The 23059-nt window shown below is 41.2% G+C and carries 24 protein-coding genes and 3 pseudogenes; 14 read left to right on the top strand and 13 right to left on the bottom strand.

The window, feature by feature from the left end; all coding sequences use genetic code 11:
* Positions 1 to 74 precede the first annotated feature (74 nt).
* Positions 75 to 893, bottom strand: a complete 819-nt coding sequence (locus V7K45_RS18270; protein WP_335005785.1) for a P-loop NTPase fold protein — start codon at positions 891 to 893, stop codon at positions 75 to 77.
* A 446-nt stretch (positions 894 to 1339) separates the two neighbouring features.
* On the opposite strand from V7K45_RS18270, the gene V7K45_RS18265 reads away from it, so the two are divergent.
* Positions 1340 to 1618, top strand: coding sequence for a hypothetical protein (locus tag V7K45_RS18265; protein WP_335005795.1), 279 nt, complete (start codon positions 1340 to 1342; stop codon positions 1616 to 1618).
* A gap of 284 nt (positions 1619 to 1902) precedes the next feature.
* Here V7K45_RS18265 and V7K45_RS18260 read toward each other — a convergent pair whose 3' ends face one another.
* The 3 genes from V7K45_RS18260 to V7K45_RS18250 all read right to left on the bottom strand — a co-directional run bounded on the left by V7K45_RS18260 (position 1903) and on the right by V7K45_RS18250 (position 5661).
* Entirely contained in the window at positions 1903 to 3666 is a 1764-nt protein-coding gene (locus V7K45_RS18260; protein WP_335005783.1) for a tetratricopeptide repeat protein, read from the bottom strand.
* Positions 3656 to 4948, bottom strand: a complete 1293-nt coding sequence (locus V7K45_RS18255) for an ATP-binding protein (RefSeq protein ID WP_335005781.1) — start codon at positions 4946 to 4948, stop codon at positions 3656 to 3658. The genes V7K45_RS18260 and V7K45_RS18255 overlap by 11 nt, the downstream gene beginning before the upstream one ends.
* A 500-nt stretch (positions 4949 to 5448) precedes the next feature.
* Complete coding sequence (locus tag V7K45_RS18250) at positions 5449 to 5661, bottom strand: hypothetical protein (RefSeq protein WP_335005776.1); 213 nt, start codon at positions 5659 to 5661, stop codon at positions 5449 to 5451.
* Between the two features lie 177 nt (positions 5662 to 5838).
* Here V7K45_RS18250 and V7K45_RS18245 point away from each other — a divergent pair, with 177 nt between their 5' ends.
* Positions 5839 to 6204, top strand: a complete 366-nt coding sequence (locus V7K45_RS18245; protein WP_335005774.1) for a hypothetical protein — start codon at positions 5839 to 5841, stop codon at positions 6202 to 6204.
* Positions 6205 to 6551: 347 nt separating this feature from the next.
* Positions 6552 to 7121: pseudogene (locus V7K45_RS33015) on the top strand (REP-associated tyrosine transposase).
* A gap of 283 nt (positions 7122 to 7404) precedes the next feature.
* On the opposite strand, the gene V7K45_RS18235 reads toward V7K45_RS33015, so the two are convergent.
* Both V7K45_RS18235 and V7K45_RS18230 read right to left on the bottom strand, forming a co-directional pair.
* The gene (locus V7K45_RS18235) at positions 7405 to 9207 is read right to left on the bottom strand and encodes an SUMF1/EgtB/PvdO family nonheme iron enzyme (protein ID WP_335005770.1); all 1803 of its coding nucleotides are present in this window, start codon (positions 9205 to 9207) and stop codon (positions 7405 to 7407) included.
* A gap of 1 nt (position 9208) precedes the next feature.
* Positions 9209 to 9604 (bottom strand): Pepco domain-containing protein, encoded by a 396-nt coding sequence (locus tag V7K45_RS18230; protein ID WP_335005768.1) that lies wholly within the window; start codon positions 9602 to 9604, stop codon positions 9209 to 9211.
* A 270-nt stretch (positions 9605 to 9874) separates the two neighbouring features.
* Between V7K45_RS18230 and V7K45_RS18225 the strand changes: the two are divergent.
* Positions 9875 to 10734, top strand: a pseudogene (locus tag V7K45_RS18225) (Rpn family recombination-promoting nuclease/putative transposase).
* Between the two features lie 105 nt (positions 10735 to 10839).
* Here the strand turns inward: V7K45_RS18225 and V7K45_RS18220 are convergent.
* The 3 genes from V7K45_RS18220 to ndhC are packed head-to-tail and all read right to left on the bottom strand — an operon-like array spanning position 10840 to position 12453.
* Entirely contained in the window at positions 10840 to 11370 is a 531-nt protein-coding gene (locus V7K45_RS18220; protein WP_322664189.1) for an NAD(P)H-quinone oxidoreductase subunit J, read from the bottom strand.
* Positions 11363 to 12100, bottom strand: coding sequence for a photosynthetic/respiratory NAD(P)H-quinone oxidoreductase subunit K (ndhK, locus tag V7K45_RS18215; protein ID WP_292779064.1), 738 nt, complete (start codon positions 12098 to 12100; stop codon positions 11363 to 11365). Before ndhK ends, V7K45_RS18220 begins: the two co-directional genes overlap by 8 nt.
* Positions 12091 to 12453: a photosynthetic/respiratory NAD(P)H-quinone oxidoreductase subunit C gene (gene ndhC / locus V7K45_RS18210; protein WP_012411797.1), complete on the bottom strand. Its 363-nt coding sequence runs from the start codon at positions 12451 to 12453 to the stop codon at positions 12091 to 12093. Before ndhC ends, ndhK begins: the two co-directional genes overlap by 10 nt.
* Before the next feature lie 324 nt (positions 12454 to 12777).
* Between ndhC and V7K45_RS18205 the strand changes: the two genes are divergently transcribed.
* From V7K45_RS18205 to V7K45_RS18180, 6 genes are all read left to right on the top strand, one after another.
* Positions 12778 to 13113: a rubredoxin gene (locus V7K45_RS18205; protein WP_094348032.1), complete on the top strand. Its 336-nt coding sequence runs from the start codon at positions 12778 to 12780 to the stop codon at positions 13111 to 13113.
* 141 nt (positions 13114 to 13254) lie between these two features.
* Positions 13255 to 14274, top strand: a complete 1020-nt coding sequence (locus tag V7K45_RS18200; RefSeq protein WP_335005765.1) for a photosynthesis system II assembly factor Ycf48 — start codon at positions 13255 to 13257, stop codon at positions 14272 to 14274.
* Positions 14275 to 14567: 293 nt separating this feature from the next.
* Entirely contained in the window at positions 14568 to 14816 is a 249-nt protein-coding gene (psbE, locus tag V7K45_RS18195) for a cytochrome b559 subunit alpha (protein ID WP_094348030.1), read from the top strand.
* A gap of 9 nt (positions 14817 to 14825) precedes the next feature.
* A complete protein-coding gene (gene psbF / locus V7K45_RS18190; protein WP_015115279.1) occupies positions 14826 to 14963 on the top strand; it encodes a cytochrome b559 subunit beta in 138 nt (45 codons plus the stop codon).
* Between the two features lie 8 nt (positions 14964 to 14971).
* Complete coding sequence (locus V7K45_RS18185; protein WP_015127970.1) at positions 14972 to 15094, top strand: photosystem II reaction center protein L; 123 nt, start codon at positions 14972 to 14974, stop codon at positions 15092 to 15094.
* Between the two features lie 69 nt (positions 15095 to 15163).
* A complete protein-coding gene (locus V7K45_RS18180; protein ID WP_012411803.1) occupies positions 15164 to 15283 on the top strand; it encodes a photosystem II reaction center protein J in 120 nt (39 codons plus the stop codon).
* Between the two features lie 194 nt (positions 15284 to 15477).
* On the opposite strand, the gene V7K45_RS18175 is transcribed toward V7K45_RS18180, so the two are convergent.
* From V7K45_RS18175 to V7K45_RS18165, 3 genes and pseudogenes are all read right to left on the bottom strand, one after another.
* Positions 15478 to 15627, bottom strand: a complete 150-nt coding sequence (locus tag V7K45_RS18175) for a photosystem I reaction center subunit VIII (RefSeq protein ID WP_335005763.1) — start codon at positions 15625 to 15627, stop codon at positions 15478 to 15480.
* Positions 15628 to 15851: 224 nt separating this feature from the next.
* On the bottom strand, positions 15852 to 18989 hold the full coding sequence (locus V7K45_RS18170; protein ID WP_335005793.1) for a hypothetical protein: 3138 nt from the start codon (positions 18987 to 18989) through the stop codon (positions 15852 to 15854).
* Positions 18975 to 19319: pseudogene (locus V7K45_RS18165) on the bottom strand (hypothetical protein); the annotation flags it as partial. The pseudogene V7K45_RS18165 and the gene V7K45_RS18170, both read right to left, overlap by 15 nt.
* A gap of 602 nt (positions 19320 to 19921) precedes the next feature.
* On the opposite strand from V7K45_RS18165, the gene V7K45_RS18160 reads away from it, so the two are divergent.
* Both V7K45_RS18160 and V7K45_RS18155 read left to right on the top strand, forming a co-directional pair.
* Positions 19922 to 20119 (top strand): hypothetical protein, encoded by a 198-nt coding sequence (locus tag V7K45_RS18160; RefSeq protein ID WP_094348028.1) that lies wholly within the window; start codon positions 19922 to 19924, stop codon positions 20117 to 20119.
* An 82-nt stretch (positions 20120 to 20201) separates the two neighbouring features.
* Positions 20202 to 20678, top strand: coding sequence for a Tic20 family protein (locus V7K45_RS18155; RefSeq protein ID WP_335005760.1), 477 nt, complete (start codon positions 20202 to 20204; stop codon positions 20676 to 20678).
* A 3-nt stretch (positions 20679 to 20681) separates the two neighbouring features.
* On the opposite strand, the gene V7K45_RS18150 is transcribed toward V7K45_RS18155, so the two are convergent.
* Positions 20682 to 21455 (bottom strand): fumarylacetoacetate hydrolase family protein, encoded by a 774-nt coding sequence (locus tag V7K45_RS18150; RefSeq protein ID WP_335005758.1) that lies wholly within the window; start codon positions 21453 to 21455, stop codon positions 20682 to 20684.
* A gap of 379 nt (positions 21456 to 21834) precedes the next feature.
* Between V7K45_RS18150 and rpsF the strand changes: the two genes are divergently transcribed.
* Positions 21835 to 22194: a 30S ribosomal protein S6 gene (gene rpsF / locus V7K45_RS18145; protein ID WP_322664201.1), complete on the top strand. Its 360-nt coding sequence runs from the start codon at positions 21835 to 21837 to the stop codon at positions 22192 to 22194.
* 204 nt (positions 22195 to 22398) lie between these two features.
* Positions 22399 to 22959, top strand: coding sequence for an Npun_F5560 family protein (locus V7K45_RS18140; protein WP_094348024.1), 561 nt, complete (start codon positions 22399 to 22401; stop codon positions 22957 to 22959).
* Positions 22960 to 23059 lie beyond the last annotated feature (100 nt).

Here is a 23059-nt window from a genome sequence, read left to right as displayed (position 1 = left end):
ATCAACTTACACTTGAGCAGGTAATTTCTGTCTCTTCTTACAACTTTATCCTGGAAGCTTTATTTTATGCAGCTTCATATTAAATTGGTATTAGACAATTGTTCAACCCATGCCGGTCCTTTTAAAAAAGAAAAAATACCAATAATTACAATAGCAGAGATACCAATCAATAATTGGGCAAGTGTCCGAAGAAAATCTAGCCAGCCTTCTTTCAAATTGACGCGAAAGAATAATAGTTTAATGTGACCAATCCCAGTAGGTAAGTAATCAGAAGTAGAGCGAGGTGTAGAGATTTTTCGCAAAAATTCCAGTGCAAAGGCTGCCCATAAAGCTTCTGCTTTATCATGTCTCCAAGCATTAAACCAAACTGTTTTTGGCTTAGGTTGTAGCTTGTTAAGATTTAAACGTAAAGATTTATATATAGTAATTAAAATAGATAAACTTTGAACAGAAATAAATTCAAGAGTCTTACCAAGCAACCCTGGCAGTTGCTCGGTAAACTTTCTAATCTTTTTCCTTGCATTGATTTCAAACTTTCCCAGATCGTTTTGTAACTTATCCTCAAACTTTTTATGTTGGCTTTCTTCAATAGCTTTCTGGAGTTGCTTCATAAAAGAAGACTTACCACTACCCCATGCACCTTCGATAGAAATAGTCAGTGGAGGTTGAGTTACAGGATTAGTTAAAAACTCTGCGATCGCACTAACATAAGGTTCAAAACCAAGAGCGTCTAACTCTGCTGCTTGATCGCTGACATTAGCATTCAGAATAGACTCTTGTCGAGAATCGGGATTACCTGTACTGCTGTCCGCCATAAAACTTTTGAGCCAGCTTAACAACAGACTACCTGCTGGATTGTAGTTAAACTTACCATACATCAACCAGAAAACCAAGACCTTGCACGATTCTCAAACCTGGCTTGAGAAAAAGGCGACCCCCTTGGGAAAGTCAAAAGTCAAAAATAAGTAATTTCAGATAGTAAAAACTTAGCTTGGTAAAAGGCGATCGCTACTCAAATAAAAACTAAACAATTAAGAAATTTCTGATATTTAACACCACATAAATAATTAATTTTACATAATTAATTTTACTCAAATTATGCATAATTTATTGTCGTTAAAACTTGAGAATTATTAATAAAAATTCTGCAATTAGTAATTGACAAGTATAATTTTATACTTTAAAATAAAAAATGATAAAGCTGATCGCCAAATTCTGTAAAGAAGACAGCGATCGCTCTTATCTAAACCCCAAGATCGATAAAGGCGATCGCCTCATCCCGGAAAGAAGTGTGCGATCGCCCTTATCTAAACCCCAAAATCGGAGTATGAATACAATAATGGCACAATTCAAAAATTCCGCCCAGTCAAAATTAGAACAATATCTGCGTGGCGACGATTCCAGTCCACCCATCGGCAATCAATCGCCTGAGAGTTCATTTCGCAAGAGAGAACCGATAAAGCATCTACTCATTGGTTCTGCCAAAGCCGTTACTAGCACAATCCACTATTTACAGGTAATTGGCTACGCCAGTGTTGGCGACTGGAGTCCACTGCAACCAACCGATAACCCAGATGAGGTTATGAGCATTTTAATCCGTCAAATTCTCATGCAATAACCCAAATGTAGAGACGTTGCAATGCAACGTCTCTAAAATTGTTGATTTCTATTAAAAAACCTAAAAATTAAGTAATTTAGAGCATTAATGATCAGTGTCCAGATCCCCGACTTCTTTAAGAAGTCGGGGATCTAAGTCTTCACGAAAGATTTAGAATTGCTATATATTTAATTTTGCATGACTAGTTAACAGGCGATCGCTACCCAACTAAAAATCAAATAATTATAGCGACTGTCTTAAAACTTAATCCTTCTCTCTGTACCTCTGCGTGAGATTTTCTGACCTTAATTCTCCTGCGTCGCCACCGCAAGCTTCTCTAAATTTTGACGAACAGTAACACTACGGTGATGATTTACACCCCAGACTCGTTCACAAATATTTAAAGCTTGCAAATACAGCGGTTCTGCTTCACCGTAACGTCCAGTTGCACGATAAATTTCTGCCAGATTATTGAGACTTTCGGCAACATTGGGATGATTTTCTCCCAATAGGTGCTTATCAAGTTCTAAAGCTTTTATACATAAGGGTTCCGCTTCATTGTAACGTCCCTGTTCCCTGTACATATAACCAAGAGCATAGATCGTATCTGCTAATAGCGGATGCGCTTTTTGTAATACACGCTCTTTGAGTTCTAATGATTCCAAAAACAAAGATTCCGCTTCACTGTAGCGTCCTTGAGCGCGGTATATTAAACCTAAATTATGCAAATCTGTGGCAACATCAGGATTTTCTTCTCCCAAAAATCGCTTATCTAATTCTATTGCTTGTTGCGATAAAGGTTCAGCTTCACTGTAGCGTCCTTGATGATAATAAAGTAGCGCTAAATTATTCAGTATCAGAGCAAAAGAAAGATGATTTTCACCCAGCAGACGTTTTTCGAGTTCTAATGATTGCAAATACAGAGGTTCTGCTTCGTCATAACGTCCTTGTTCATCATATAGTAATGCCAAATTATTCAAACTGGCAGCGACATCGGCATGGTTTTCTCCTAACAATCCTTTTCTCAGTTCTAAAGCTTGTTGATATAGGAGTTCTGCTTTACTATATTGTCCAGTAGATTTGTAAAGTCCTGCCAAATTATTCAGGCTAGTAGCAAAAGCAGGATGATTTTCTCCTAATAGGCGTTTTCTCAGTTCTAAAGCTTGTTTATATAAGGGTTCGGCTTCGTTGTAGTGTCCTGTTGCACGATATATTCCTGCTAAATTGTCGAGGCTATTAGCTAACTCTATCTGCAAACCCAATTCATTTTGTAACTCACTCGCTTGACGCCAATATTTAATTGCTAATTCCTGTTCTTCTTGATAATTTTGAGATTCACCCCGATCTAATCTGCTGTGGTAAATATCGCCCAATCTTGAGTATAACGTAGCCAAGGTGGGGTCTTTAGTTCCCCGTTCTTGTTCTACTTTCTCGATTAACCTTTGTAAATCTTGAATGGGTAAGAAAAAGCGATTAGTTTCATTAGTATCTGTGCTGGCTAATTCTGTATCTCGAAAAACAAAGCGGATATTTTCTAGTTCTTTACCAGGAATAGCATTTGTCTTTTGAGATTCAAACCGAAATACACCGTTGCGCCAACTCCAAAAATCAGGAGCTTTTTTAATTAGGTTGACTAAAATTTGGTTAGTTACCCAAAGCACGATCGCAAACGGAAATTCGCGCAATCCTTCCCTAGTCCACTGTAAGTAACCAAAAAACTTTTCCTGTTCCGATTGCTCATTTCCCAACCGAAGAAAATACAATTGTTCAGCACCCGTCACAGTGATTACCGCCGGGTTGTGTTGACGGAGATATTCTTCTTGTTGTACTAGTTGGTTAAGAGCAGCTTTGAGGCTTGGTTCTTGACGTGCTAAAGTTACTCGATATGTACCGAAGGCTGGTTGTAGTTCAGCTTCATATTGAGCAATAATCTCATCGCGAAAGCTAGCATCATCGCAAACTGCAATCAGTAAATTTAATCCTCGCTTTTGAGCTTCAATAGAAACAATTAAATCATCATACGCATCTTGATTTTCTCCTTCATCATCTAATAATTCCTCATTTAACATTAATGGCTCCCTGTCTTCTCAAGCTTTCGATAATAATTGGATGAACATCATACCAAGTTTCATCAGTGCGATATTCTAGAACATACAGCCCGTGTAACAAATCTAAAAACTCTGCTTGTTTGGGGTCGTTGGGCATAAATTGTTCGTACACACTCTGCAAAATATCGATATCAGTTTTTCCTAAGCGTATCGAAAAATCATTGCGAATTTTATTGATTGCTTGCAGGAGAATTTTATCATCAATAATAACTTGGGCTGAAGGATTTCGCCGGATAGTTCGCAAACATATCCGGCAACATTCCTTAGAAATCCGAATTAATTCTCGCAATACGCCACCACTGTAAATCACAATTTTATCAGCCGTTTCTGCTGCGATTAATTCACTGGGAATCCGCTTTTGTAAAACTTCACCAAGAATCTTTGTTGCTTCCGGGCGAGGTTGGGCATTTGGGATGCGATTTTTACCTTTATCAAATATTTTTAAGACAGGCATTGCTACAACTTGGTCGTTGGTTTCAGTAGCAATTATTGTGCTAATAAATGTTTCTCGAAGGACTGCGATCGGGATAGTGTAAATAATTTGAAAGTTAGGTTGGCAGAGAGCTTTAATGTTATCTCGATAAATTTCGTTAACTCTGCCTAAATCCAGTTTATCTAAATCATCAATAATTACTAAAACATTTTGTTTAGTGGCAGCTTGAATTAAAGCAGCTATTTCGTTAATTCTGGCAACTAAATCTGATAACTTGCGTTCAAACTCTTGCTTAATTTCATCCCGAACGCTAGCATCAGCTTTTAATTTAGAACTAATCAACTTTAAGAGGTCAAAACCTATACTTACTTCTGCTTGCAAATTGGATTCTTCAGTGCGAGTACGGGTAGCAAACCACTTATAAAGAGCTTCTTTAGTAGATTGTGGAATATCAACTTTGCGTGCTTCTGCCTCGGTCATTAAATTAACTGCGATCGCAAACAGTATATTAATATGATTAACAGCCGACATTTCAATTTTGTCAGCAATAGAAAAGAGAACTACAAAATATTTATCTTGAATTTGTCGGCTAAACTCAGCTAACAAAGTAGACTTACCACATCCCCGATGTCCTGTAAAGACAATTTTGCCATCTCCATTAGGACTATCTTCGACTAATTGGTTCAGGTCTGCAATCAAATCATCACCATATTCGACTCGAAATCTTTCCATTTCATTCCGTTCCATCAACGGAAACAGTTCGAGATTACTGTATGCTTCTTGAAAGGAGTTTAATAAGTCTTGAGACATTGGATAGTGCTGTTAACGTGCTAACTATTCATATAATGGCTCATGATTTTTGAAGCACAAGTTTAGGTCATGTCTAGGATAGAGTATGCTTACATAAATTCTTAAATTTCGTTAATAAATAACTACTAGGTGAGTGGTATGTTATGTCTTAAAAAAAGATACTCTAATTCCCAAACTTCAACCTATCAATAAGTAACAGAGGTCAATAATCAATAAGACTGAATGATAGATTATACATTCGAGAATTTAAACTGAATAATAGATTATACAGACAACATCCTGAAAGCTACCTAACACATAAATAAAATAAAATTTTTAGTTATAAAAATAAATTTTTAATGTGCTTTGTCTCATCCCCTTCTAGCCGATGCAATGGTAGCTGTTGTTACTATTAGTTAGTAGTCTGTCAAAGAATAATTGACGAGTACATTCTTTGTAGAGACGGCGATTTATAGCGTCTCTCTAACGCGTCAATTTTTTAGACGCGATTTATCGCGTCTCTACATGAGATAAAGCTCTGCGACATCAAAACCAGCTTTTGCAACATCAAAACTAGCTTTTGCAACATCAAAACCAGCTTTTGCGACATCAAAACTAGCTTTTGCGACATCAAAACCAGCTTTTGCGACATCAAAACCAGCTTTTGCGACATCAAAACTAGCTTTTGCGACATCAAAACTAGCTTTTGTGACTCCAAAACTAGCTTTTCTCAACGAATTTCAGCAAATATACCCGCATCTATCTAGTTGGCTAATGCCATCCAATGCTTTTATAATTCTGTAACTTCACTGTGGCTGGTGCATCTGCCTATTGCGTATTGTGATGATATATAAATAACTCAGTGTATAAAGTCAGGGTTATTTATAAATAAATCCAAATAGGAAAACTATATGCAACGGAAACGAAACTCCATCTCACTGACTAAAGCTGAACGACGGATTGAAGGAATGCAGACAATTAACCCTGAGTTAGACTTTAGTAATGGGTTTTCAATTGCTACTTACAACACTAAAGTAATTGAGTTACGAGAAAAGTTAGCCGCTTATAATCAAGCACAAATAATAGTAGATAAGACACACAATGCATTAATAGAAGCAGAACGAGAGTTGAATACTTATTCTGAGCAAATGCTATTGAATGTTGCATCTCGCTATGGCAAAAATAGTGATGAATATGGAATGGCTGGTGGAACGCGCAGGTCAGACCGCAAGAAACCACGCCCAGTAGTAAACCAAACAGTCACATCTGTAAAGTAATTGTTTGGACTCGCCGCTTCTTTAGATAAGGGTGCGTTGACCTTTCTTACAACGCACCACGAGCCTATTACTTTACCGCTTAACTTCTGAAGCGTCTCCAGAGACTTTTGACATTCCAAAATCGAATGCTGAGTACGATGGCAAATAGACTAAGGGTATCGTCAAACTTTAAATCAGACTTAATCGTAGGTTGGGTTGAGGAACGAAACCCAACATCTACTTTAGTTTATTAGATTGCCCTTCACTCATTTCTTAACTCACATCTCAAAAACAATAAGTTGACGGTATGTTTTATAACCAATACTTTGGTATAAAGCCCGAAATATAACCATCATAAAATTAACTCAATGCAATATCGCCGAGCCACAATAGAAGGTGGCACTTATTTTTTTACACTCGTAACTCATAAAAGACAAAGACTATTATGCTTACCGACTAACGTATCTTTATTGAGAAATATTTTTCAGTATGTAATGCAACAACACCCATTTATAATTGATGCCTTTGTTTTATTACCCGATCATCTGCACTGTATTTGGACATTACCACAGGGCGATGTCTGACGACAAGCCGCTTCGCGTCTACGCAATTTTTCTACTCGTTGGCGTTTGATTAAAAGCTATTTTAGTCGCCAGTGCATTACTTTATCACAGGAAAACCTATCTACTTCTAGGCAAAATAAAAAAGAGCGAGGTATTTGGCAGCGTCGTTTTTGGGAACACTTGATTAGAGACGAGGTAGATTTTAAAAATCACCTTGAATATATTCACTACAATCCTGTCAAACATGGTTTAGTGAAAGCTCCAAAAGATTGGGAATATTCCAGCTTTCATCGTTCTGTTCGTCAGGGTACGTATGATATTACGTGGGGTGCTGGGCAAGAAATTGTATTTGACTCTGATATCGCTAAAGAGTAGGTATCACCTAAATTGTAGGTTGGGTTAAACGAAGTGAAACCCAACATCAGCGTTGGGTGTCGTGATGGGTAATGTTGGGTTTCGTTCCTCAACCCAACCTACGAATTTCTTTTAAATGTCGCAAAATTAATAGAGTCGAACAACTGTTCGGTTTCGCAATCTACCAAGCTATCCGACTCGGTTTTATATTCGGAGGTTGTCGCCTTCCTCGCTGGTTCAGGTCTGGACTCCCTGGTGTACGCTCGATAAATTCCCACTTACCAACTCTGACTTTGGGGAGTACTCACGCCACAGCCACCGCCACCACGCGAAAACCAATACTGCTATGACGAATCGCGCGTGCGTGACTATCGCGATTGGCAGAACGGCAATACCTGGCATCGATGAACCAACTACCGCCACGCAGCAGCTTTATTTCATTATCTTTACCAGTTAGCCACGCACTACTATCTTTTGGCGCATCCTGATAATTACTATTATATACATCTAAACACCACTCGAATGTATTACCATGCATATCGTATAAGCCGAAAGGGTTAGGCGGAAATTTTCCTCCATCAATTGTTTGTTCATGATATTCGCCCTTTGATGCAGAGCCGTAAGGATAATTACCGTGGTAGTTAACTAAATCTGTGGTAATCGTTTCACCAAAATAAAACGGTGTAGTTGTTCTTGCACGACAAGCATATTCCCATTCGGCTTCACTGGGTAGCCTGTAAGTGTGTTCTGTCTTCTGACTCAACTTTTTACAAAACTCTACCGCTTCATCCCAACTAACTTTTTCTACAGGTCGTTTCTCACCTTTGAATTTAGAAGGATTACTGACCATAATTGCTTGATACTGTGCCTGGGTAACTGCATATTTCCCCATGAATAACTTAGGAACTGTTACTTGATGCAGTGGACTTTCATCATCTTGTCGTTCCGCTTCCTCTGGTGGTGAACCCATCATAAAGATTCCTCCTGGTATCTGCACCATTTCCAAAATGACACCATTACCTAAATTTTCTTCAAAATATTTCGCTTCCTCATTATGGCGGTTGGTGATATTTCCTTTTGCATTTACCGTAACCACTTCAAATTGAAAGGTTTTTAAGGGATGTTTTTCAACTGTAAATATTCCCTTAGTGGAATTTTCAATACTAAGATGAGGTCGTAGTGAAGATGATTCTTGAGGTTTCCACCGCAACCTTTCAATTCTTTGAATTGCTTTGATTGCATCCATATCTTGCCCTGAAGCCGCAGCTAATACCCGAATCCATAATTGCTCTGCTAAATCTAAATTCCTGTTTACTTCTGCTTGGTAAGCATCATTTTTCAATGTGGCGATATCTGCTAGAGTTGCATATCGTGGCACAAGTATTAGGTGGGATTTATTCACAGGTTCAGCAATAAGATAAGGTGTTTGCCTTGTATTCTTATGCTGGCGAACCAGTTCAGGCACACGAAACTTGAGATATTGCTCCAAGCGTTCAACAGTAGCGCATTTACCTTGAATTCCTAATCCTTCTAGTAACGCAGTGGTAAAAGCACCTTGTTGTAAAGCTTCAATTTCATAAGAAAACTCTTGGGGAATACAAGAAAAAATGCTGATAACTCCTTGTTGACGTGCTTCTTCTGCGGTTTGTCGCCCAATTCCTTCACCTGTTTTTTTGCCTTCATTGCGACAAGCATCCAGAATCAAGACAACATTATCAGCGCCGCAGCGACGCAGGCGTTCACTCACAAAGTTAATCGCAATTGCCGTGTTTTCAATATCCTCTGGATCGCCATCACAGGGCATGAGATAATCACGATCAGCGTATCTTATCCCATGCCCACTGAAGAAAAACCAGAAATTATCCCCTGCTCCCATAAAGGGATTGTCAAATAACTGCCGCAAGACTCGCAACAAGTTAGTGCGAGTTGGGCGAGTCGATTTTCCAGCAAGTTCAGGAGAGTCATCGGAGAAGAAGAATATCCGCTCAAATCCGGCTTCATTGCCCAAAAACTCTTGCATTAACAGTGCATCCCGCTTGGCATAGTTTAGCGGTTGCAGATAATCATACTGGTTAATTCCGATCGCGATCGCCCAATTTTTTGCCATCTCACTGTACTTCTTGGCGCTTGAACTTCAGCTTAATTGCTCCTTTACTCCCAGCTTTGACACCACTGCCAATTAATTTAACTTCCCCATCTGCACTAATTTCTACCGATAGCTCAATTTCATCTAGCTGCATTTTGGAGTTGACTTTTGCTTGCTGTTCAGCTTGACTAAACAAACTTCCCACGAGTTTGAGAAAGTGAGTCATATTTTGCTCTAATGTTTGAGCGCTAACCTTAACGGCATCTCCTACCCCTTTGCTACCAATACTTTCCCTGATAGTTTCGTCTCCCCAACTGCCTCTATTAATACTCCCGCCTTTAGCACCGTCAGGAATAGATATTTGCGACACTTCATCGGTAACAATCCAAATGCCGTCGTTTTGGGGTATTTCTGACATATTACTTTAAATATTTAGATTAAATTATCCCACAAATATAAATACAACGGTAGAGATAGCGATTCCGATTACTAAGAAATCTTACTGAGCATTTTAGACATTGCACTCAAATTATCTCAGATTGGGTGCGATGTCTACGACGGTCACTGAGCGCAGCCGAAGTGCGGGCTTTGCCTACGCTTTCTCTAAGTAGTCCAATCAAAAATCTGAATATTTGTAATCCAGTCTTAAGTACAATTATTTGATAACTTTCAGTGCGTTTACAACCCCATGATTAAACCCGCCGATGTCAGCACCAAACGCTTAATCAGCCTTGCACCTGATAACTGGGTAAAATGGGTAACGCAAATTCCTGATATTGTTGCTGGTGAAATTCTCAACTCAGAATTTTAGTGGATAAGTCGAGAAAGTGATGTTTTAATCCGTGTTGAAAGTCCCCAGCATGGAAAATTTCTCGTTCTTAACGAATTACAACTGCGCTATCAACCAGAAATGCCGCGAAGGATGCGCGCTTATGCAGCACTTGCAGAAGAAAAATATAATTTGCCAACGTATCCAGTACTAATTAATATCCTCAAGGCAAGTGACGCTAAATACCGACAAGTTATGAATTAAATATTGCTGGTTTACGGGCTATTCAAGATTATCGTGTCATTAACCTGTGGGAAGTTGATGTAAACATTGCTTTTGCACAACCATTACCATCACTACTTACATTTGTGCCTATTCTCAAAGATGGTGATAACGAGTCTACAATTCGAGATGCATTGCGAATCTTACGTGCAGATGAACAATTGAATCAACTAGAAACAGTATTAGGATTTTTTGCTACGTTTGTATTAGATAGTGCAATAGTTCAGCAAATTTTGAGGTGGGATATGGCACTTTTAGAGCAATCGCCTTGGTATCAAGAAATTTTTAGCAAAGGGGAAGAACGAGGAAGAAAAGAGGAGTTATATTCAGGGATTGAATTAGCATTAGAAATTAAGTTTGGCAATCAAAGTTCAGAATTGATGTCGATAATCTCTCAAATCACAGATTTGCAGAAATTAAAAACAATTCAGCAGGCAATTAAAACTGTAAATACAGTCAATGAATTACAGCAAATTTTGTCAACCAACTTTATATAAAAACACCAAAAACATAACCCCTCTCCGCCACCGGAAAGGGGTTAATCACTGCCGAAACCACTGTCTTGTACAGACGCGATTCATCGCGTCTCGATTCAGCAATCTCTAATAAGCGTCCTGCAACTCGTAGAAATCAGGCGAGATGTAATCCTTCCGCAAGGGCCAACCTACCCAATCTTCCGGCATCAAAAGCCGTTTGAGATTTGGATGCCCTTCATAGATAATGCCGAACATATCGTAAGACTCGCGCTCTTGCCAATCTGCGGTCTTCCAAATCCAGTACACAGAAGGGACTACAGGATTTTCCCGTGGTAAGAACACTTTAACTCGAACTTCTTCGGGGCGATCGCTATTATCACCGACTTTAATCAAGTGATACATACTCACCAATTCTTGTCCTGGGCCAAGGTCAATACCACCTTGACACTGGAGATAATTAAACCCATAAGCATAAAGGGCTGTAGCGGTAGGAAGCAAGAAATCTGCCGCTACCTTAATTATCTCTACACCATTTTTGTCTGGTGCTAAAAATTCATGGTCAAAACCATTTTCCGTCAACCATTGGGAAACTTTACCCGCTTGTACCAATGACTCTTCTTTCGCTGCTGGTACTGGTTTAGATTCTTCTTCAGCCACGGGTTTGTTCCTCCTTTTGCGCCTTTTCTGTCAGCAGTGCAGGTGGTATTGGCATACCGATTGCTTCCGCCAATTCCTTCGGTGGTGCAGAGCGAGTTGCTGACTGCAAATACTTACCAGTTAAGATTTCCTCTACTGGCTTCAGGTTATGAGTTGTGCTGTAATAGCGGTGAGTTTGCTTAATTTTATCCCGCTCTTGCATCGACTCATTGGAGATTTTCTTCCGCAGCTTAATGATTGCGTCGATAATTGCTTCTGGACGCGGAGGACAACCAGGTAAGTACACATCCACAGGAATCAGTTTATCGACTCCGCGCACTGCTGTGGGGGAATCAACGCTGAACATCCCGCCAGTAATTGTGCAAGCACCCATCGCAATTACATACTTTGGCTCTGGCATTTGTTCGTAAAGACGCACCAGTTGCGGAGCCATCTTCATCGTAATAGTCCCTGCCGTAATAATTAAATCGGCTTGGCGGGGGCTAGAACGGGGAATTAGCCCAAAACGGTCAAAGTCAAATCGGGAACCAATTAAGGCTGCAAACTCAATAAAGCAGCAAGCAGTACCAAATAACAACGGCCACAGACTAGAAAGCCGCGCCCAGTCGTAGAGGTCATCAACCGTCGTCAAAATGACGTTTTCTGAAAGGTCTTGAGTGACATTGGTACGCTCAATGGGGTTGATGATTCGTTCTTTACCCTGGGTTGTTAAGTTAGAATTCAAGACCATTCCAAAGCTCCTTTACGCCATGCGTAAACTAAAGCGACTACAAGAATTGCAATAAAGACTAGCGCTTCAATAAAAGCCAATAGCCCCAAACGGTGGAAAGCTACCGCCCAAGGATACAAGAAAACAGTCTCCACATCAAAGACGACGAAGACCAGAGCAAACATGTAGTAGCGGATGTTGAACTGAATCCAGGCTCCCCCGATGGGTTCCATGCCAGATTCATAAGTGGTGCGACGTTCTGGAGCGTAACCACTGGGTCGTAGGAGCTTGGAAGCTGAGAGCGCTAAGGCAGGTACTAGGCTACAGATGATGAAGAAGCCTAGAAGGTACTCGTAACCGCTGAGGACAAACACAATGAGTATCTACCGCTTATGGAGTATTTTAAGTAGTGAGTTTTGAGTGCTGAGTGCTGAGTGCTGAGTGCTGAGTGCTGAGTGCTGAGTAGGGAATCTCACTTCTTTACTTAGCACTTTCGGAACTCGGAACTGTTTTACCCAACGCCCAATCCCTTAACTGCGTAACTTTCTTTTACATTATATCTGTTTGGTTTTTCTGAAATCTGGGAAACAGACGGACTTCAGGTATTTGATTCACTTTTGCTAGTGATAGAAAAGTCTAACAATTATGTCATAATTTTTAACGTATATTTAAGATTTCTCCTTTGCGAGGCCTTAGCCATGAGCGAACCAGCTGTTGAGACTACGGTGTTAGACCGCTACGAGTGTCGCGCCTGCGGTTATGTTTACGAACCCGAAAAGGGAGACGACAAGGATGATATTGCTTCAGGGACAAGCTTTGCAGAACTGCCCATAAATTGGCGCTGTCCAGTTTGTTCTGCTAAAAAGACCGCTTTTGCCAACATCGGCCCTGCCGGTACTGCATCCGGCTTTAAAGAAAATCTCGGTTATGGTTTGGGTGTTAATAACCTAACGCCAACCCAAAAGAATATCCTAATTTTTGGTGCTTTGGCTCTTGGCTTCTTGTTTTTTATCAGTCTTTACGGCTTACAATGACAGCCTTTAAACAATTCCAAATAACGCTCTTTACCAGAGGCTTTACACTGGGCTAACAAAATTCAAAATGAAAAAGCCAGGATTTTCCAGCATCCTGGCTGCCAACTCCTACAAAAATTTAGAAATAACTAAGAAATACTGATGCATTCAATTGTGAAAGGTTGGCAACGAATATTTGCCTTGTTAATAGTAGTCGTGATGTGCATAGGTTGTAGCCAAGTTCCCTCTGTTAGCTACAACCCTTGGAAAGTCATTTCTGTGCCAACAGACTCAAATTTATTGGATATTGCTTTTACTGATAACCTTGAACATGGCTACTTAGTTGGTAGCAATGCCACCCTATTGGAAACCAATGACGGTGGTAATACCTGGAAACCAATAACACTGCAACTAGATGAGCAGAAGTATCGCTTTGACTCAGTAAGTTTTGCAGGTAAAGAAGGCTGGATTGCGGGAGAGCCTGGACTTTTACTACACACTACCGATGAAGGTGCTTCTTGGTCGCGTATCCCCCTGAGCGAAAAGCTACCAGGTAGCCCGATCGCAGTTAAGGCGCTAGCAGACAATACAGCGGAAATGGCTACTAATGTTGGAGCCATATATAAGACCACAGACGGCGGCAAAAACTGGAAAGCCCAGGTGGAATCGGCAGTGGGTGTGGTGCGTAATTTGGAACGTTCTCCTGATGGGAAATATATTGCTGTTTCTGCCAAGGGTAGCTTCTACTCGACTTGGGAACCAGGCCAAAATGCTTGGGTTCCCCATAACCGCAATAGTTCTCGGCGAGTAGAAAACATGGGCTTTGGTGACAATGGGCAATTGTGGTTGCTAGCTAGAGGAGGTCAAGTTCAGTTTAGCGACCCAACTAAACCAGAAGAATGGCAAGAGGCAAAATATCCAGAATTATCCACCAGTTGGGGTTTATTAGATTTGGCATATCGCACACCCAATGAAATTTGGGTAGGTGGCGGTAGCGGTAATTTGCTACGCAGTGCCGACGGTGGCAAAACTTGGGAAAAAGACCGTGACATAGAAGAAGTTGCGGCTAATTTGTACAAGATTGTGTTCTTAGAACCAGAACGGGGATTTATAATTGGCGATCGCGGCGTTTTGCTCAAATACCTACCAAATCCTGAAGCAACTTCCCCAGAGGCGGCTTAGTGAGCAGGGGAGCAATACTGCTCGGTTAAAGGGAAAAGGGTAAAGGTAAAAGGATTGGAAGGCTCGATATATAAGGTTTTTCCCCTTTAACATGAGTCCCTTTCCCCCAAAACCCGACAAGTATTGAGCAGAGAAGAAGTTGCAGTCGGTTATTTCCCCTTTGCCCCTCTGCCTCTTCCAATGCCCCATTCCCAACGTACAATTTCTGAGAAGAACGTTGCAACTTGTAACTCTTTCTTAACTTTGTAGGATAATAAACTCAATAACACTCTATGTATAAGGTAGGGATCTAAATGTCAGGTACCACTGGAGAACGTCCGTTTTCGGACATCATTACCAGCGTTCGTTACTGGGTAATTCACAGCATCACCATCCCAGCATTGTTTATTGCTGGTTGGCTATTTGTCAGCACCGGATTGGCTTATGATGCTTTTGGTACACCCCGTCCCAACGAGTATTTCACACCAGCGCGGCAAGAAGTGCCCATTGTGAAGAACCGTTTTGAAGCTAAAAAACAAGTTGAAGAATTTATTGGAAAGTAGTTTGAGATCATGACTAGCGGAAACAACATCAATCAACCAGTTACCTATCCAATTTTTACCGTTAGATGGCTGGCAGTACACACTTTAGGTGTACCAACTGTATTCTTTTTGGGCGCGATCGCCGCAATGCAATTTATTCAACGTTAGGAGCAACTATGGTAGAAAGATCGCCCAATCCCAATAATCAACCGGTTGAACTAAACCGGACTTCGTTATACCTGGGATTACTACTAATTTTCGTTCTGGGTATTCTGTTTTCCAGTTACTTCTTTAACTAATTAGAAGTACTGTTGTTAATCTTGGTTTATGAACGTGTGTTGATTTGTTGTTAAGGGAGGAGAGAAGCTGTGTCTGGAAGTGGGAGAATTCCCCTGTGGGTCGTCGCTACGATCGCAGGTTTAGGTATAATTACAGTCTTGGGCATTTTCTTTTATGGTGCCTACGCCGGACTCGGTTCTTCGATTTAACATTAGTTAGTTTGAACCGAACACTATAAGTTAGAATTTTCTAGCATTTGTTGAGAAATCAACGTTAAAAAAACCGCCTGTCTCTATGAGATGGGCGGTATTAATTTTGGTCATTTGTACTTTGTCCTTTGTCATTTGTCCTTTGTTTTTTATTGCAAATGACTAATGACTAATGACTAATGACTACATCGGTATCAGTTGATATCGCTAATATCATCGCTTTCAATGTATAAAAACAGAAACGCGAAGATCGCTCCTGGCAAAACCCAACCAATTATGGGCACGAAGATCGCAGACAAGTACGAAGTACTAGCCAAGACAGTAGGCAAAAAAGATGCTGCCATAGTAAAGGTTCCTATGAAATCACACTACAATTCAAGATGAGCTTACTGCAAATTCTGCCAAATTTTTGAAATTCTTTCATATTTTTAACACAGGGGAAATTGGGAGATGGGGGACAAGGAGACAAGGGGAAATTATTGAACAAGTCTCTCCCTTGTCTCCCCCCTCTTCCTTGTCTACCTTGTCTCTTCTCCATACCCAATGCCCAATGCCCCTCATACCTGAGTTACATACCCAGGAGTTCATCTAGCTGCAAGCTTGGCAAGTCTGGAGGAATGACGGTTCTTACTATTGTGACTTTATGACTCTCCTGTTGGGTTGTTAGATCGAGTGCGATCGCTCCTAAGCGAATTTCCAAACAGCCGAAGGGAATGTTTAATTGTGTCATCACTTCCAAAGCTCCCGATGCATTAGGAAGTAAATTTGTCAATAAATGGGGACCATCTAGTAAGTAGCGAGTTTGATAATCTTCAAGCCATAACTTGACAACAACTTGCATAGGTACTTCCGGCAGTACTACGCGCACTATGACCGACTTGCCAGCAATTAATTCACCTTCTGGCACATACAAATGTGGAGTTGGCAAAGGCTCAGTGGCTGCCGCAATTAGAGGTAAAGAAGAAGATGAATATAAAAGTGGTTGCTCCTTTTCTTCAAAGGTGTCACTCTCCTTTGCATCGCCTTCCAGTTCGGTATCTGTATCATCTACAACGATTTCTTGCGCCAACCAAGCTGACGCTATATTCATTTTTATCGGAGGAGGAGGGGGCGGTACTTGTGTTAACAGAGCTGATGAGATTGTTGGTTCTTCTAGTAATTTTTCTATTTCCGTATTTTCTCCAATCCCTAGTTCCATTTCCTGCGCTGTGTCTATATCTTCCCCAAAGTTCTCCAGTTCAGGAGCCAATCCTTCGACTTCTTCCCATGTCTCTTGTCCCTTGCGCATTTCAGCCAACAGAAGTTGTGAACTACTCCAACCTTCGCTCAGATTATTCCCAGTGTTAGCATCTAGGTCTAACGGCAAATTAACATCAAAATTCGCATTTTCTGCACTAGGAGGAAGGGGTATCTGCTGCGGTGGAACATAGTTATTGTAATCTTGAGGTTGCAGATCGTTGATAGATTCAGGCAAAGAGTATCCTTGGCTCTGCATCCACTTCCTGAGCAGGGGAGATGAATAAAGGTTTCCGGTTGTAATTAATTGTGCATTTTGCGGAGCTACTACTTCAGCAATAGATTCTTCCTGGAATTGTGCGTTTTGCGGAGCTATCACTTCAGCAACAGATTCTTCCTGGAATTGCGAATTTTGCGGGGCTTCGACTTCAGCAACAGATTCTTCCTGGAATTGTGCGTTTTGCGGGGCTTCGACTTCAGAAACAGATTCTTCCTGGAATTGTGCGTCACCTACTACTAATTCAGGTATATTTTCATCTTCAGCCACAGTTGCGTCCAATTTTGGTAAGTCTTCAGCCGCTTTAACTTCCAATGCATCTGGAGAAACATTATTTTCTACTTTTTCTTCGGCATCATCTGGTGAAGCTTGTAGCCGTTTCAAGTATGGCAAAGTAGTCTCGATTATTGGCATTCGACGTTGCTTGATGACCAACTGCTCTAAATTGATGGTGGCTATATTAGCATCCTTTTCTACAAGCTCCTCCGGTGTCTGTGGTTCTGCAACAACATCTGAGGGAATGTTGGCATCACTTTGAATAGGAGGCAGTTTCGGTAATTGAGGCAAAGAAATACTTGAATTCTTGAGCTTAGATGTCCGCAGGTTAGCTTCTCGCAGAACTTGCAGGTTAATTTGCGGTGGTAAAGGTGTGCTTGGGGATGGATTAACTATCTGAGACTGGTCTGTTTTTGGAGTTTTGACTAGATTTAATAGTTTCAAATCAAGCCTAACAGGTGTCTCTGTTTCTGTGAAAGCAGCAGATGAGTCTGATGTTCCTATGAGGTCATTTAAAGATGTACTAGATTTTGCTGCGGCTGTGATTGCCAGTAATTCTGTTACATCTGCTGTAATCGTGAAGGACTGGGTGGCTAACGGCATGACTTCACCAGCATCGGCGAATTTACCATACAAACTGATATCTGCCAAAATTAGCTTAGATTCACAATCAGCAGGAATATCAATTGAGGTATTGATGGTAAAGGGCAACTCCTTATCTGATAAGGGTTGCCGTACTTTAGTCAAGATTTTCAGGTTTTTGGGCGATCGCAGTTCAATTTCTACTTCAAGCGCCCGCAAGCTTTTTGAAGATGATGTTTCATCCCAATCTAGATTTGTCTTTTCTTGGAATTCTATGTACCCGTTGATTATAAGAGCTTGTCCCCAACGAGCAATATAATTATCCTGACTTAAAGTTAGCAGTAATGGTGGCGGTAGTTGTGTTGCCGAAGAGTCTGTAACCTTTTCATCTTTGGGCAACAGTTCAGAGGCGGGTAAAGCTAAATCTATTAAATTTTGTAAAATCTGCTCTGCCGTCTCTCCTTTGAGCCACACAGGACTCACAGGCTGATCGATAACTATATCTTCATCTTCTTCCGTTTCATCTGGCGCAACAGTGAGGTTGCCATCTGAAGTAATTGCCAATCCTTCAGAAACTGCGATCGCTTTATCTAGCTCAATTGCAGTTTCTGCTGGAGCATTAGATTCCAAGTTCTCTGCATCTGGCGCAACAGTGAGGTTGCCATCTGAAGTAATTGCCAATCCTTCAGAAACTGCGATCGCTCGATCTAGCTCAATTGCAGTTTCTGCTGGGGCATTAGATTCCAAGTTCTCTTCATCTGACGCAACAGTGGTAACAAGGTTGCCATTTGTAGTAATTGCCAGTCCTTCAGAAACTGCGATCGCTTTATCTAGCTCAATTGCAGTTTCTGCTGGGACATTAGATTCCAAGTTCTCTTCATCTGACGCAACAGTGGTAACAAGGTTGCCATCTGAAGTAATTGCCAATTCTTCAGAAACTGCGATCGCTTTATCTAGTTCAATTGCAGTTTCTGCTGGGGTATTAGATTCCAAGTTCTCTTCATCTGAGGCAACAGTAGTAGCAAGGTTGCCATCTGTAGTAATTGTCAATTCTTCAGAAACTGCGATCGCTTTATCTAGCTCAATTGCAGTTTCTGCTGGGGCATTAGATTCCAAGTTCTCTTCATCTGGCGCAACAGTGAGGTTGCCATTTGTAGTAATTGCCGGTTCTTCAGAAACTGCGATCGCTTTCTCAAACGTAAATAACGTAATTGCAGTTTCTGCTGGGGCATGAGATTCCAAGTTTTCAGAAAAAGTATCTGGGCGATCGTCGGGTGAACTCGATCCTAAGTTTTTCCTCGGTTCTCTCTCTGCTAACAGCGAGAAGACTTGCACTTGCACGCTGTATTGCCAAGATTTACCGAGCAAATCCGACATCAAATCGCCGGAACACCGCAACTCCCAAACTCCCGGTTGGAAGTAGGTAAAAGGAATTACCGCCATTATGCCTTCTGAATTAGTGCGACGCGATCGCTTGAAAATTCGCCGCGTTGGTTGAACTTCCTCAGTTGAAGAGTGAGTTACCCGCACTTCCACGTCTGTATTAAGAAGGTTAGAACGAGCCAAAACTCTATACTGTCCTTCCAAAATTTCCAAATTTGGCGATTCTAGGATATGCCACGAGCGAGCGCCTTGTTTCTGTATCAGAAATTGCCAGTGTTCCATTGTAAGTGATGCCCAGACCGACGAGCCGCTGAGTAATATTGTGTATTAACTTGCTTGCAAGTTTACCTCAGTATTTTAGAAATGCCTCACTTAAATGCTTATCAAGTTAACTCAGTTTTACTGGCTTGACTTCACACACTTTAACTACTCACCTCAAGGGAATTTCAATAAGTCGCCGTGTTGCTTGTGCGTAAAGCTTTTGTTGCTTTCTGAATATTAAGTTTGACATATCCTAGTGCTAAATTAACAGGGATGCAATGGATACTGTTAGTTGTCTTTGCTCAACTTAATGCAAAAACTTTTGTATTATTTTTTACTAGAATTTCCACTTTCCAATAGACACAACGTACAATAAATTTAAATTCACTTGAGAATTGTTATTGAATTGTAATTGCCCACATTTTTGCTGCAAAGAGGTAGGATGTGGTTCTTAAGTGTCCTCTGCGATCGCCCAAGTTAGGCGCAAAGCTTATCGCAAATCACAACACTTAACCACGCAAAACGCATCCAATCTATCTGAAGTGGCTCTTTGAAGCGCTACAAAACACGTCTTCCCCTAAGTGAAATGTGGGTTGACAATGAAGATTTACAGGAGGGATTCGATGCTAGTCATTTTAATGGACGAGCAAATCCTTGCCCCTGAGCAAGTTTGCCAGTCTTGTTTACTCGCTGACGGGAGCGGTCAACCCCGCTGGCGTGGGGGTCAACTGCGCTGTGGTCAAGCGATTCGCAAACTTACTCAACAGCAGCCAGACCAGTATGAGTGCATGATGGGCTTTCGCATCGCCCATATAGAATAGTTGAATTTCTCAGCAAGACCTAGCAACTGCGTTATCCTAAGCTCAAGTAACTATTAAAAATTTAACCACAGGAGAACGCATAATGTCTTGGCGCGGGTCTACAACAGTTTCAGATCGGATTTTTGCTTCCTTGCCTTATTTGCTTCCTCTAATTGAAGTTTTTGTATTTGGTAGATATTTGCTCACAGAGTTTCCACCATTACAACTACTGTTTCTGCCCCTTCTGCCATTGTTGAGAATTTACTACGGCGTGCGTTATGCAGGAATGATTATTTTCTTTGCTTTATTTTTGCTGGTAGTAAGAAACGAAAAAATTAGTCACTTTATTCGTTTCAACACCATGCAAGCAATCCTTTTGGACATCATTATCTTTTTGTTTAGCATCCTAACTGATGTTGTAGGACTAGTTCCCTCTGGTGGTTTTGCCATCCAAACCCTATCCACAACCATTTTTATTGGCATAGTGGGAGCAGTCGCATATTCAGTCATCCAGTCTGTGAGCGGACGTTATGCAGAAATTCCGGCGATTTCCGATGCAGTGTATATGCAAGTGCGTTAGAAGTTAACGGGCCGCTACGGTGTTTTCCAGGCGACCGATACCTTCAATTTCTACGCGGACGCGATCGCCTGGATGCAAAGCACTTACACCCTCTGGCGTACCTGTAAGCACTAAATCACCAGGGAGTAGCGTCATCACCTGACTGATATAGGAAACTAAAACATCGGGGGAAAACACCATCCGATCGATACAGGTAGATTGGACTGGATTAGCGTCGTCATTTACAAAAGTCTGCAATCTTGCTCCTGGATTTAATTCTCGGACAATCCAAGGCCCCAAGGGACAGAAAGTATCAAAACCTTTAGCTCGCGTCCATTGACCATCCTGTTTTTGTAAATCCCGCGCTGTTACGTCATTGGCAATGGTGTAGCCCCAAATTTTGGTTTGGGCTACCTCTGGCGTACATTCAAAAGCATAATCGCCAATCACTAAAGCTAACTCTCCTTCATAGTCAACTCTATGTGACTGGGGAGGATACTTAATTTCCCTCTCAGATGGAATAATCGACGTAGGTGGCTTAAGAAAGATTAATGGCTCAGATGGTACTGGAGTTCCCATTTCGGCTGCATGATCTGCATAATTCTTACCCACCGCCACAATTTTTGAGGGAGCGCAGGGAGCCAGAATTTGGTAATTTTCTGGTGTCAAAGTTAAATCAGTGGGTTGTCCTTGTAACCAGGGTGGAGCATCTAGCACCTGTACATTCAGGGATAGCTGTAGTAACCCATAGTAAATCTGTCCTTCTGGATTTTGAATTCGCACGTAGCGCTGCGCCATAACCTTGATAAATACCTTTTTTCTGCGATTAGAAGCTGTGAGCAGGTAGCAATCGTCAGTTAGCTGTTTAGCAAACCGATTGAGCCATGAGCAAAAAAGCGATCGCTATAAGATGCCCTTAAAGAAAGATACCCCTTAGCGAAGCTGATAGCTCGATCGATCTTGTGAAAGAAATATCAGGGTTGCCTCCCAACCTAGTTTTCATTAGGGACATCCAAAAAATCTAAACTTCGGCGATTTGGCTAATGATTCAAATTGAAAACTGGTAAGATTATAGTTCCTTGTTGCTTCAGATGTTGATTAATACTGGCATTTTCAATAAAAATTAGGTATAAATTAACATCAGCAGCCACTTTTGTCCATGAGGAAACTGAAAAATATGACTACAAATTACGAAACAATGTACATTCTCCGTCCTGACCTTGGAGAGGAACAGGTAGAGCAAGCAGTTACAAAATATCAGAATTTGCTTCGCGATCAAGGCGCCCAAGAGATCCAAATTCAAAATCGTGGTAAGCGTCGTCTGGCTTACGAAATCAAAAAACACCGGGATGGCATCTACATCCAGTTAAACTACAGTGCGCCTGCAACTGCGATCGCTCCCTTTGAACGCGCCATGCGTTTGAGTGAAGAAGTGATTCGCTATTTAACAATTAAGCAGGACATTGAAGAAGAAAAACCCCCTAAAGAGGAAAAAGAAAAGCCCACTAAAGTAGCTGCAACACCTGCAACAGTTTAAGGGGCTAGGGACTGAGGACTGGGGACTAGTAGCTAGGAAATAAAACTAAATGTCCAATCCCCACTCCCATTCAATAAAATTTTGTCTTTTTCTTTTTTCGTGACTTGTTTGGGAATGCTAAATTAACAAATACTTGCCAAAGGTAGTACTCCCGCAGTTATACCTAAGAGTGGACAAGATTCTGAATGGGAGCTTTAAGCTACTGTGAGCCAATCTGATACACCTAATATTCAAGTTCTCTCGACGGAAGTATCGCAGCTACGCCAGGAGTTGCAACTTCGCGATCAACTAGTGCAACAACTTTCTCAAGAACTCTTCCGGCTGGTAAAGGGTAACACTAGTTTTATGCCTCAGCAGCCGGAATTTGAGCGCGATCTGACCCAGTTACACGCTTTACAAGAACAACTCCAAGCTGTAGAACAGCAGGTGGCGTTCTACCAAGAGCAAATTACAACTCGTGACTCCGAAATTTACCAATTGCGACAGTCAGTTCAAGAACTTACCGATCGCACTCGGATGTTGGAGCAAGTAGTACAAGAGTTACCTCAAATTTACCGTCGGAAGTTTGAGGAGCGGATGACGCCAGTGAGAGAAAAGGTAGCAACGCTACAACGGGAAAATCGCCAACTGCAAGCAGAACTGCAAAGTGTGAGCTACCGTTTAGCGCTCAAAACTCGCAATGCTAGTCACAGCGGTATTGATTTACCAAATTTTCCCCGCCCAGCATCTGAACAAACTAATATTTCGACTCCCCAGAATGCCTAAAATTACCATTATGGTCGAATCTAAGAGGTAAGAAAGTGTTGCATCAAAGCGTCTTGGAGGCATCCAAGTAGTAGATTGAGGCAAACATAACTATAGAGTT

This window comes from Nostoc sp., from assembly GCF_036917375.1.
Taxonomy (GTDB): Bacteria; Cyanobacteriota; Cyanobacteriia; order Cyanobacteriales; family Nostocaceae; genus Nostoc.
Note: the sequence above shows the minus strand (reverse complement) of the source record. Positions and strands in the feature narration are given on the sequence as shown.

Bases quoted from the DNA above. Each gene is read 5' to 3' on its own strand.
- V7K45_RS18265 (WP_335005795.1), top strand. From the start codon at position 1,340: ATGGCACAATTCAAAAATTCCGCCCAGTCAAAATTAGAACAATATCTG.
- V7K45_RS18260 (WP_335005783.1), bottom strand. From the start codon at position 3,666: ATGTTAAATGAGGAATTATTAGATGATGAAGGAGAAAATCAAGATGCG.
- V7K45_RS18255 (WP_335005781.1), bottom strand. From the start codon at position 4,948: ATGTCTCAAGACTTATTAAACTCCTTTCAAGAAGCATACAGTAATCTC.
- V7K45_RS18245 (WP_335005774.1), top strand. From the start codon at position 5,839: ATGCAACGGAAACGAAACTCCATCTCACTGACTAAAGCTGAACGACGG.
- V7K45_RS18235 (WP_335005770.1), bottom strand. From the start codon at position 9,207: ATGGCAAAAAATTGGGCGATCGCGATCGGAATTAACCAGTATGATTAT.
- V7K45_RS18230 (WP_335005768.1), bottom strand. From the start codon at position 9,604: ATGTCAGAAATACCCCAAAACGACGGCATTTGGATTGTTACCGATGAA.
- ndhK (WP_292779064.1), bottom strand. From the start codon at position 12,100: ATGGTCTTGAATTCTAACTTAACAACCCAGGGTAAAGAACGAATCATC.
- V7K45_RS18205 (WP_094348032.1), top strand. From the start codon at position 12,778: ATGAGCGAACCAGCTGTTGAGACTACGGTGTTAGACCGCTACGAGTGT.
- V7K45_RS18200 (WP_335005765.1), top strand. From the start codon at position 13,255: ATGCATTCAATTGTGAAAGGTTGGCAACGAATATTTGCCTTGTTAATA.
- psbE (WP_094348030.1), top strand. From the start codon at position 14,568: ATGTCAGGTACCACTGGAGAACGTCCGTTTTCGGACATCATTACCAGC.
- psbF (WP_015115279.1), top strand. From the start codon at position 14,826: ATGACTAGCGGAAACAACATCAATCAACCAGTTACCTATCCAATTTTT.
- V7K45_RS18185 (WP_015127970.1), top strand. From the start codon at position 14,972: ATGGTAGAAAGATCGCCCAATCCCAATAATCAACCGGTTGAACTAAAC.
- V7K45_RS18175 (WP_335005763.1), bottom strand. From the start codon at position 15,627: ATGGCAGCATCTTTTTTGCCTACTGTCTTGGCTAGTACTTCGTACTTG.
- V7K45_RS18160 (WP_094348028.1), top strand. From the start codon at position 19,922: ATGCTAGTCATTTTAATGGACGAGCAAATCCTTGCCCCTGAGCAAGTT.
- V7K45_RS18155 (WP_335005760.1), top strand. From the start codon at position 20,202: ATGTCTTGGCGCGGGTCTACAACAGTTTCAGATCGGATTTTTGCTTCC.
- V7K45_RS18150 (WP_335005758.1), bottom strand. From the start codon at position 21,455: ATGGCGCAGCGCTACGTGCGAATTCAAAATCCAGAAGGACAGATTTAC.
- rpsF (WP_322664201.1), top strand. From the start codon at position 21,835: ATGACTACAAATTACGAAACAATGTACATTCTCCGTCCTGACCTTGGA.